This is a genomic window from Lelliottia sp. 7254-16 (assembly GCF_002922995.1).
Lineage (GTDB): Bacteria > Pseudomonadota > Gammaproteobacteria > Enterobacterales > Enterobacteriaceae > Enterobacter > Enterobacter jeotgali.
The window spans coordinates 112,853-122,162 of record NZ_PQVS01000015.1; the positions used below are offsets into that span (position 1 = coordinate 112,853).

12 protein-coding genes and 1 pseudogene are annotated in these 9,310 nt (G+C 52.4%); 3 read left to right on the top strand and 10 right to left on the bottom strand.

Translation table 11 applies throughout. The features are described 5' to 3' along the window. Positions 1-104: 104 nt before the first annotated feature. From C3708_RS18295 to C3708_RS18330, 8 genes are all read right to left on the bottom strand, one after another. Positions 105-590: a DUF2501 domain-containing protein gene (locus C3708_RS18295; RefSeq protein ID WP_095280647.1), complete on the bottom strand. Its 486-nt coding sequence runs from the start codon at positions 588-590 to the stop codon at positions 105-107. An 87-nt stretch (positions 591-677) separates the two neighbouring features. Continuing rightward, complete coding sequence (gene dnaC, locus C3708_RS18300; RefSeq protein WP_095280648.1) at positions 678-1,415, bottom strand: DNA replication protein DnaC; 738 nt, start codon at positions 1,413-1,415, stop codon at positions 678-680. A gap of 1 nt (position 1,416) precedes the next feature. Continuing rightward, the gene (gene dnaT / locus C3708_RS18305; RefSeq protein WP_103949858.1) at positions 1,417-1,956 is read right to left on the bottom strand and encodes a primosomal protein DnaT; all 540 of its coding nucleotides are present in this window, start codon (positions 1,954-1,956) and stop codon (positions 1,417-1,419) included. A gap of 149 nt (positions 1,957-2,105) precedes the next feature. After that, the gene (locus tag C3708_RS18310; RefSeq protein ID WP_095280650.1) at positions 2,106-2,534 is read right to left on the bottom strand and encodes an organic hydroperoxide resistance protein; all 429 of its coding nucleotides are present in this window, start codon (positions 2,532-2,534) and stop codon (positions 2,106-2,108) included. 84 nt (positions 2,535-2,618) lie between these two features. Beyond that, entirely contained in the window at positions 2,619-3,071 is a 453-nt protein-coding gene (locus tag C3708_RS18315; RefSeq protein WP_103949857.1) for a MarR family winged helix-turn-helix transcriptional regulator, read from the bottom strand. A 41-nt stretch (positions 3,072-3,112) separates the two neighbouring features. Next, entirely contained in the window at positions 3,113-3,754 is a 642-nt protein-coding gene (locus C3708_RS18320) for a TetR family transcriptional regulator (protein WP_103947154.1), read from the bottom strand. Between the two features lie 65 nt (positions 3,755-3,819). After that, a complete protein-coding gene (locus C3708_RS18325; protein WP_095280653.1) occupies positions 3,820-4,293 on the bottom strand; it encodes a threonine/serine exporter in 474 nt (157 codons plus the stop codon). After that, entirely contained in the window at positions 4,284-5,060 is a 777-nt protein-coding gene (locus tag C3708_RS18330; protein ID WP_103949856.1) for a threonine/serine exporter ThrE family protein, read from the bottom strand. Before C3708_RS18330 ends, C3708_RS18325 begins: the two co-directional genes overlap by 10 nt. Before the next feature lie 390 nt (positions 5,061-5,450). On the opposite strand from C3708_RS18330, the gene C3708_RS18335 reads away from it, so the two are divergent. Next, positions 5,451-6,173 carry a response regulator transcription factor gene (locus tag C3708_RS18335; RefSeq protein ID WP_095280655.1) on the top strand — a complete coding sequence of 241 codons (723 nt, stop codon included), beginning with the start codon at positions 5,451-5,453 and terminating at the stop codon, positions 6,171-6,173. 11 nt (positions 6,174-6,184) lie between these two features. Continuing rightward, entirely contained in the window at positions 6,185-6,847 is a 663-nt protein-coding gene (gene bglJ / locus C3708_RS18340; protein WP_095280656.1) for a DNA-binding transcriptional activator BglJ, read from the top strand. Here bglJ and C3708_RS18345 read toward each other — a convergent pair. Beyond that, positions 6,844-7,302 carry a YbaK/EbsC family protein gene (locus tag C3708_RS18345; protein ID WP_103947153.1) on the bottom strand — a complete coding sequence of 153 codons (459 nt, stop codon included), beginning with the start codon at positions 7,300-7,302 and terminating at the stop codon, positions 6,844-6,846. The genes bglJ and C3708_RS18345 overlap by 4 nt on opposite strands. 328 nt (positions 7,303-7,630) lie before the next feature. On the opposite strand from C3708_RS18345, the gene C3708_RS18350 reads away from it, so the two are divergent. Beyond that, complete coding sequence (locus C3708_RS18350; RefSeq protein WP_095280658.1) at positions 7,631-8,974, top strand: PTS sugar transporter subunit IIC; 1,344 nt, start codon at positions 7,631-7,633, stop codon at positions 8,972-8,974. 116 nt (positions 8,975-9,090) lie between these two features. Here the strand turns inward: C3708_RS18350 and C3708_RS18355 are convergent. After that, positions 9,091-9,310 (bottom strand): annotated as a pseudogene (locus C3708_RS18355) (IS481 family transposase); the annotation flags it as partial.

Below are 9,310 nucleotides of genomic sequence, written 5' to 3' on the forward strand. Positions count from 1 at the left end.
ATACGGGTGCTGAGACGTAAGAAGGTGAGCAAAAAACGAGTCTGACGCCGCGTTGTTAAGTTAACGCAACAAACGCGGCGTGTTGTGGCAGAAAATGGGATGAATCAGGAGAGGAAATTAACGCCTTGTTTCAACACCAGATCGCAGGCTTTGGTTTTCACCTGCTTCGCCAGCGCGGAGTCGCCCAGGGTGCTCAGGTTCAGCTGCTGGCCATCTTTGGCATTCAGCAGGCCCTGAATTCCGTCCATGTAGTTGGTGTCTTGTTTTTGCTCCTGGGTATCCAGGCCCAGCTTATCGAGAACCTGATTTTTGATGTTCTGCGTATCCGTCACCGACGCCAGTTTTTGTTTGGCGCAGTAGCCCAGAATACCGGCTGCGTTGTTCATGGTGCCAGCGCTCAGGCTCTGATTGCTGCCGCCCAGCAGGCTGGTCAGGGACGATGCGGACAGGCCGCCGTTCTGGGAACTGCCGCTGCTTTTGCTCAGCTCGTTCGCCGCGCTGGACAAAGAGTCCTGCCATGATGCTGCGTGAGCAGCGCCGGTAAGCAGAACGACGCTGAATGCGGTGCTGAGAAGAATGTGCTTTTTCATAAAATTAACTCGAAAAATGACCCGTTTATCGGGCTGGAAGTGGCTTCAGTATATACCTGCGCAAGGCGCGCCATTCCTGGAAATATCCTAATACTCTTTGCCCGTAACGCGATCGCGATAGCTATCCCAGGTGAAATTCACCCACAAACTATTGCCGAGGCGCATACGATCCATTACGCGCTCACCCAGCAGCTTGGTCATCTCTTCCGCTTTATGGTTGGTCAGCATACCGGTCGGGCGTTTCGACGAGGAACGACGGTCAACAATCTGGTTGATGATCACCTTCTCGTAGCGGGATTCGGTCTGCACGCCGATTTCGTCAATCACCAGCAAATCGACATTACTCAAATCGTTCAGCAGCTGTTCTTCGGTGGTTTCGCGATTGCTGAAGGTGTCTTTCATCGCTGACATGATGTCTGCAACGGTGATGATCAGAACCGATTTTCCGCGCAGCAGCAGCTCATTGCAGATAGCCGCTGCCAGATGGTTTTTGCCGGTGCCCGGTTTGCCGCTGAAGATAAAGCTGGCAATGCTGCCGTCGAACTCTTCGACGTACTGGCGCGCTTTGCCCAAAGCCATCATCTGACCGTCGTTTTCCACGCGATAATTATCGAAGGAACAGTTCTGGTGCAGCGGACGAATGCCCGAGCGGTTAAAGGTGCGCTGCATTTTCATGGCCCGGTTTTCACGCGTCAGGGCTTCGGAGCGCATTTTTCCCTGCTCTTTTTGCCAGGCCAGCAGCTCTTCGCCCGAGGTGAAGGCGGGCTTCACGTTGGCAGGCATCATTTTTTGCAGACGTTTCATCAGGTCGCCGACGTTTTTCATATCATCCTCTGAATCCTGGTGGGATCTGATTATCGGGTTCGGAAATGGTGTTGATATCCCGCTTTGGCTGGCCGCCGTTGCTGGCGCGGTTGATCTGCATGCTGCGGGCGAGTTTCTGTTGCCACTGCACGTGATGGAACACTTTGCCTTCGGCCTGCCAGTAAGCGATAAACGCCGCCAGCTCTTCCGGCGTGGCGGGCTGCGTTAGGGCAATGCCCCACAGCGCGGCCTGACGCTGGAAATCCGCGTCCGGCTGCCAGCCAGCGTACATGGCAAATTTGCCCATCGGGACGGCAATCGGTGCGCTGGTCGGTTCTTCAAAGAATTGCGTATCTAAGGTGACGTCACTGGCCGGGCGCGACAGACGCGCCTCAATATCCAGAAGCTGGGCCAGGCGTTCAGGCGTGATCGCGTAAAACGCTGGCGCGTTGTCGGCAAACACGGCAAGGGTGCCGCCATCGGCTTTGGCTAAGACGCCACGAGGATCGCGCACGAAGGCATCGATACCGGCGACGCTGGTGGTCAGGAGTCTGGATGACATAACAACTTTCTCTACTGGGATACGACGTCGTGATATGGGGTCATAGTAGCACAGAGAGAAGGGGGGACGGAGGGGGATTTCCCCGGTGGCGCTGCGCTGACCGGGGCTACCTGAGTAGGCCGGATAAGCGCAGCGCCATCTGGCAATTATCAGGCGATGATATTCAGCGTCACGTCAATATTGCCGCGCGTCGCATTAGAGTACGGGCAAACGATATGGGCAGCGTCGACCAGTTTTTTAGCTTCCGCTTGATCCATGCCTGGCACGTGGATGTTGAGTTTGGCTTCGATACCAAAACCGGTCGGTAATGGACCGATACCCACTTCGCCTTCGATAAAGGCATCTTTTGGCAGGGCGATTTTGTCACGGGCAGAGACGAATTTCATCGCACCCAGGAAGCAGGCAGAGTAACCCGCTGCGAACAGCTGCTCTGGGTTGGTGACTTCACCGCCCATACCGCCCATCTCTTTTGGTACGCCCAGTTTGACGTCCAGGACGCCATCGGAAGAGGTCGCACGGCCGTCACGGCCTCCGGTAGCTTTGGCTTTTGCGGTATAAACAACTTTTTCTAAAGACATGGCAGGTTCCTCATCTTACGGTTATGTGTGCTATTAAATAGCGTGCGATATAAATGGGTAAATAGAGACTTAATAACTATAGCCTCAGGCACGATGGAGTTGCTGGCGCAGTTGTTCAAGCTGCTGCTTGAGCGCGAGCATCGAATCCGCATCGCACTGCGCGGCACAGCCAACGGCCTCAGGGATACTTTTTGCCTGCTGCTGAAGCGCACGACCGTCGTCGGTCAGCGTGACAGCGACCTGGCGTTCGTCCTGGCGCGAGCGCTGACGGACAAGCAGGCCGGCACTTTCCATGCGTTTCAGCAGTGGGGTGAGCGTGGCGGAATCCAGGAACAGACGCTCGCCAATCTCCGACACCGTGATGTCATCCTGCTCCCACAGAATCAGCATTACCAGATACTGTGGATAGGTCAGGTTAAGCGGCGCCAGCAGTTGCCGGTACAGCTTATTCAGCGCCAGGTTTGCCGAGTAGAGGGCAAAACAGAGCTGGTTATCCAGCATCAGCGCAGCGGTGGTGTCGTTTGTTTTTGCGTTCATGAAATAAATATAAGTAGTACGCGATTTAATTGCAAGCGATTTTATGGGCAGGTATAGCGAAGGGCTACCTGCACCGCCATTTTGCGATAGTGCTGGCGCTGGGCCTGCTCATCGGCACCGTCTTCAAACAGCAGGGTGAAGGTGTAGCTGTTAGCGACATAATGGAAACTGAAGCTACTGATCAAGCGATGCAGATCGCGCGCATCAACGGTCTGGTTGAACAGTTGCTTCTCTTTGCCGCGCTGGAGGATCGCTTCCAGCAGTTCGAGCGCGCTGCGGTTGACCTGACGCAGGTAGCTGGATTGCTGCATAAACCGGCCACGCTGCATGTTCTCCATGCAGATGATGCGAATGTAATCCGGGTGATCGGCGTGGTAATCGAAAGTCGCTTCCACCAGATGAACCAGCGCTTCAACGGGCGGAAGCCCAGCCAGGCTAAGCTGCTTTTCGCTGGCGCGGATCTGGGTGTAGACGTACTCCAGCGCCTGAAGATAGAGGTTCTCTTTGTTCTTATAGTGATAGACCACCATGCGTTTGGTGGTACCTGCCTTTTCGGCAATCTGCTCCATACGCGCGCCGTTCAGACCGTATTCAGCAAACAGGGTAATCGCGCTCTGAAAAATTTTGTCCTTCAGGCTGGAATCATCAAGGTGGTCGGGGAATTCACTGCCGGGGTTAGCCACTTCCATTCCTTATCTCGCCAAACAGAATGCAGGGATTATCGCCACGGCAGCGGGATAACACAAATTCAAACGCGCGGGCGCTTTCTGTAGAGCCATAAACCGGGGATCGACAGGCCGATAGAGAGTGCGCCAACGATGGACGATGCTTTGAGGAAATTACTCAGAAGCAGGATCATTTGCGGCTCGCTGTAGCCGAAGTGGCTGATTTTCACCGCTGAGATCATCGCCGTATAGGCTGATATTCCTGGGAACATCGGAATGACGGCCGCCACGGTAAAGACTTTCGGATGAGCCAGATACCAGCGTGACCACTGAATGCCAATACAACCGACCAGCATCGACGCCATAAACGTTGACCATTCGATGTTAAATCCAGCGGTCATCATCACCATCCGCGAACCATGACCGATAGCCCCCAGCAACGCACACCAGCGCAGGGCGCGCTGCGGGACGTTAAAGACCATCGCAAAGCCCACGGCGGGAATGGCAGCCAGCGCCATGTCTTGCGCCAGAGCCAGTAAAAACTCGATTATGCCCATCCGCGCAGCCCCCAAAGTGTCATCGCCATCACCACACCGATACAGGTCGCAAGGGTTAATAAACTGGCAATCGCCCAGCGTGCGAGGCCAGTGTTAATGTGCCCTTTGAACATATCGGCAACGGCGTTAATCAGCGGGAAACCCGGAACCAGAAGCAGCACGCTTGCCGCCATAGCAACGGTTGGTGTATTGACAAAAACGGGCAGGCGCAGCAGTAAGCCGGAGACGGTGGTGGCCACAAACGCGGTGATGCAGAAATTAATCTGTGGGTGCATATGGCGCTGAGTTAAGACCTGGCGCACATACATGGCGATCGCGCTGGCAAAAAATGTTACCACCGCCCCATCCCAACCGCCGTTATTCAGTTTGCAAAAACAGGCGCAGGAGAGCCCAACCATGAGTACGACCAGCCAGCGGGGATAGCGCAGCGGCTTGATTTGATTAAAGCGTTTTTCAACGCCGGGCAAGTCCAGAAGCTTATGTTCGGCCATGATGACGATGTGCTGAACTTCTGTCACCATGTGCATATTGATGCCGCGATCCTGGTTCTTACGGGTTGACGTAAGGCATTGACTGTCTTTAATGGTGGTGAGAACGATAGCGTTCGACGAAATCGAACTTTCAACGCTATCCATGCCTAGCGCAAGTCCAAGGCGTGTGGACAACTCTTCAACTAAAGCGCTCTCAGCGCCGTGCTGCAATAAAAAAAGACCGCACTGGATACATAGCCTAGTTGTAGCGCGTTGTGACGACTGATCTGCCTGCATTTGTTGCCCTGAAAATGAGAACTGCCAGATTGTCTGGAATGTATACTTTTAGCACAAAGCACAGCACGTCTGGCTCTGGGTCAGATCAACAATTGTGCAATCAGTTGCCAGAGGCTATGAGCAGCACGCGTTCTTTTTATATATTTCATGAATATTATTCTATTAAATATATAAATTATTAATTTAGTTTTCGGTGTTTACTATTTTATCAGCGGGCTATTATATTGCCTGCGTTTTTGTACTATATTACATTCCAGGTTTAACGCGTTATAGATTATAATTGTTCATGTAAATATAACCTGTACTAATAATGTTAGTACCCGGATAAAGCTCATGTCAGAGCCACGCTTCAAATTTATTAATTAATCGAAGAAAGGATTCGGAGAACCTATGTCAGCAGCGAAAGGAAAGTTTGGCATTGTTATTAGTAAAGTTCCGGTGATGCGAATCGGCTTGGGTGAGGTGATGACCATTCATTTTCCTGAGTATGAAATTCTACATTGCCGTTCTCAGGGGGAGCTGGCATTAACTCAATTGAACCGGGCGTCGGTGGTGATTGCCGACCTTTCGGGCGAGTACGTGAACCCCCGTGAGGCGCTTGGACAGTATTATCTGCTCCTGAGCCAATACCGGCATATTCACTGGATATTTTTAGTCTCACGAGCCCTTTATCCTCTTGCCGTCGAACTCCTTGTCCGCCCAGAAAGCACACTACTTGCGGATATGGAGCCGATCGAAGGGGTCGTCAACGCTATCCGTGCCGGCAGTGAATATTCAGAAAGGATTAGCCAGACGTTGTTATCTCCCGAACCACGAAGCGGTGACACCGAGCCTAAAGTGGCGGTGATGCTAACGCTTTCCGAACGCAAAGTGCTCCGTCTGCTGGGCAAAGGTTGGGGAATTAATCAAATAGCGATGTTGCTTAAGAAAAGCAATAAAACCGTCAGCGCACAAAAGAATAGTGCGATGCGCCGGTTATCTCTGCACGGTAATGCTGAAATGTACGCATGGATCAACAGCACACAGGGAATGAGAGAGCTGAACTTAATTTCAGCCTATGGAGAACAAAAAGAATGGAAACAAATGCCACAGGAAGACATATTGCTGTCGTAGACCAATGTACAATGAGTGCCGCAGGGCTTGAACATCTATTTACTGCTGCGCCATTCAGCCAATATCATCTTCATCTGTTTAAAGACTTCAGTAGTTTTACCGCGGTGCTATCACATATTCCTTTTTTCTCTGTGATCTATTCGCTTTCAGATCTACGAGAGGAACGAAGAAACTGTCTCTGCTACCTGCGTGAGCTAGCCTATATGCATACGCATATACAGCGCATTATCCTCGCAGCGGATGTTGCTGAAGCCAGGCTGATTGGTCAACTTTCGCCTTCACGACTGCACGGAGTGATCAGCAAATCTGCAAAGCTTGCCGATCTGCAAACACAGCTCATCGCCCTGTTGAGTGAAACTGACCAAATTAACAGTAACCCAGCGAGTCACTCCCAAGGCAACAATCACAGAATGTTGAGCCCTTCGGAGCGGACAGTACTCCGGTTTCTTTCGGCGGGCCTCTCTATCCCCGAAATAGCGGGACAGCTTGAGCGCAATATCAAGACCGTCCGTGCTCACAAATACAATGCGATGGTTAAACTTGGCGTGAATTCTGATGTGGGCCTTCTACATGCTGCGGACATTTTGGGGCACCTTCCCGCCCGCGAGCCATTGCTGGCTGCGCCGTTTACCCCTGATTTGCCTGTGGGCCACAAAACCTGGCGCAACCATTAGATGCAGACATCAATCCATTTAGCCGACGTGAGCTCTGCCATTCTTTCTGGCGCAATACGCACGGCGCTATGGATTGAGCCCGCTGCGGGCAGCACTTCCTGATACTGTTTCAGCGAAATGTCGCAGTATACGGCCAACGGATTTTCCAGGCCGAAAGGGCAGACGCCACCGACCGGATGCCCGGTGAGTGTCACCACTTCATCACTGCATAGCATTCGTGCTTTCGCACCAAAAACGTTCTTCAGTTTTTTGTTATCCAGTCGTGCATCACCTTTTGCGACGACCAGAATCACCTCGTTTTTTACCTTTAGCGATAAGGTTTTTGCTATCTGTCCCGGCTCAACGTGATGGGCCTCGGCGGCCAGCGCAACCGTTGCGGTGCTTTGGCTTAGCTCGATGACATCAATGTCCGGGGCATTGTCAGCAAAAAATTGTCGTACAGACTGCAAACTCATTGTTATCTCCTGACAAATATCCTGCGTAATCTGTCATAAGAAATTATGCTCTGTAAATATCTCTTCGGTAACAATTATCCAGTGCACCCGATTTCTGGATCGCCTTCACATTCACGGAAACCGGTTACAGTAACCGGTTGCAGAGTGTGAAGGAGAGATTAATACTGACGATGTAACTTCCCCTGTATCCAATAATTAGAGTCGATTATGAAACCATTCCGTTCGAGCTGTACCGCTGGTGAACGAACCAGCAAGGTGGTGACAATGATGTATGGAACACCATGTGGCGCGTTTGCGTCCAAACTGAACGTCTGACAGGAGAGCCATTATGTCTGCCAACCATGCTGCGTTTAATCTCATTTTTCGGTTTGTTGAAAACTATGTCAGTCCCGTCGCCGGGCGTATCTCTTCCCAGCGTCATGTAATGGCGATTCGTGACGGGTTTATCTCCGCGATGCCATTTATGATTGTCGGTTCATTCTTGCTTGTGTTCGCTTACCCACCGTTCTCGCCGGACACCACCTGGGGCTTTGCCCGCGCGTGGCTGGACATGGCGAAGCAGTTCGAAGGACAAATCCTGACGCCGTTCGATATGACTATGGGCATCATGTCGATCTACATTTGTGCGGCAATCGCCTACAACCTGGGCAAACACTACGTTAAGTCGCATCAGCTTGACCCGTTCATGTGTGCGATGCTGTCGCTGATGGCATTTTTACTGGTTGCTGCGCCGAAAACCAAAGGGGCGATGCCGGTTGATAGCCTGGGCGGGACGGGGATCTTTACCGCGATTCTGGTGGCAGTTTACTGCGTGGAAATGATGCGTTTCCTGAAGGCGCACAACATTGGTATTCGTCTCCCGGACCAGGTTCCACCGATGATCAAAAACTCCTTTGATCTGCTGATTCCGGTGCTGGTAGTGGTGCTGACGCTCTATCCGCTGAGCCTGTTTATCCAGTCTCAGTTCGACATGCTCATCCCGCAAGCGATCATGTCTATCTTCAAACCGCTGGTGTCTGCGGCGGATTCCCTGCCTGCGATTCTGCTCGCGGTGCTGATTGGTCATTTGCTGTGGTTTGCAGGTATCCACGGTGCAGCGATTGTTTCCGGGATGCTGCAAATGTTCTGGCTGACCAACCTGGGGATGAACCAGACTGCGCTGGCGCAGGGCGCGCCATTGCCACATATCTTTATGGAAGCGTTCTGGACCTTCTTTATCGTTATCGGTGGCTCCGGTGCCACGATGGGGCTGGTTATTTGCTATTTGCGTAGTCGTTCCGCGCACCTGCGTTCCATTGGCCGTCTGAGCGTCGTGCCGAGCTTCTTCAACATAAACGAACCGGTTATTTTCGGTACGCCGATCGTGATGAACCCGGTGTTCTTCATTCCGTTCCTGCTGGCTCCAATGGTCAACGCGGTACTGGCATGGGCTGCGATGAAGCTGGATCTGATTGGGCGTGTGATTTCAGTGGTGCCGTGGACCGCCCCTGCACCGGTAGGCGCGGCGTGGGCGCTAGGTTGGGACTTCCGTGCGGCAGTGCTGGTGATTCTGTTGGCGCTGGTCTCGGCAATCATCTACTACCCGTTCTTCAAAGTGTATGAGAAGCAACTTCTGGAGCAGGAAGCCGAAGAAGCACAGCGCACTGACGAAGATAGTCAGCAGGTGGCTTAAACAAAATGCAAAACGGCAACGCAAGTTGCCGTTTTTAGTATTTGCGCCCTCTCCCTGTGGGAGTGTACGGTCCGGGGACATGGTAGACAGGTGTTCGGGGACATGGTGAACACTATTTAACATCCTTTACCCATGGTGATCGACTTTTTCTTCAGGTCGATCACCCCCACTTTCGTGCTGTACCACCACACCTCATAACAGCCATCTTCAGCCCCTTCCTTCAGTCCCACATATTCGCCCCTGAACGCTTTTCCTGCCTTCAGCGTTACCCCTCTCAGGCTCAGTTTTCCGCTGATATCCACTTTCCTGACCATCACGCCCTCGTCGTATTCCGGG

Bases quoted from the DNA above. Each gene is read 5' to 3' on its own strand.
- C3708_RS18295 (WP_095280647.1), bottom strand. From the start codon at position 590: ATGAAAAAGCACATTCTTCTCAGCACCGCATTCAGCGTCGTTCTGCTT.
- dnaC (WP_095280648.1), bottom strand. From the start codon at position 1,415: ATGAAAAACGTCGGCGACCTGATGAAACGTCTGCAAAAAATGATGCCT.
- dnaT (WP_103949858.1), bottom strand. From the start codon at position 1,956: ATGTCATCCAGACTCCTGACCACCAGCGTCGCCGGTATCGATGCCTTC.
- C3708_RS18310 (WP_095280650.1), bottom strand. From the start codon at position 2,534: ATGTCTTTAGAAAAAGTTGTTTATACCGCAAAAGCCAAAGCTACCGGA.
- C3708_RS18315 (WP_103949857.1), bottom strand. From the start codon at position 3,071: ATGAACGCAAAAACAAACGACACCACCGCTGCGCTGATGCTGGATAAC.
- C3708_RS18325 (WP_095280653.1), bottom strand. From the start codon at position 4,293: ATGGGCATAATCGAGTTTTTACTGGCTCTGGCGCAAGACATGGCGCTG.
- C3708_RS18330 (WP_103949856.1), bottom strand. From the start codon at position 5,060: ATGCAGGCAGATCAGTCGTCACAACGCGCTACAACTAGGCTATGTATC.
- C3708_RS18335 (WP_095280655.1), top strand. From the start codon at position 5,451: ATGTCAGCAGCGAAAGGAAAGTTTGGCATTGTTATTAGTAAAGTTCCG.
- bglJ (WP_095280656.1), top strand. From the start codon at position 6,185: ATGAGTGCCGCAGGGCTTGAACATCTATTTACTGCTGCGCCATTCAGC.
- C3708_RS18345 (WP_103947153.1), bottom strand. From the start codon at position 7,302: ATGAGTTTGCAGTCTGTACGACAATTTTTTGCTGACAATGCCCCGGAC.
- C3708_RS18350 (WP_095280658.1), top strand. From the start codon at position 7,631: ATGTCTGCCAACCATGCTGCGTTTAATCTCATTTTTCGGTTTGTTGAA.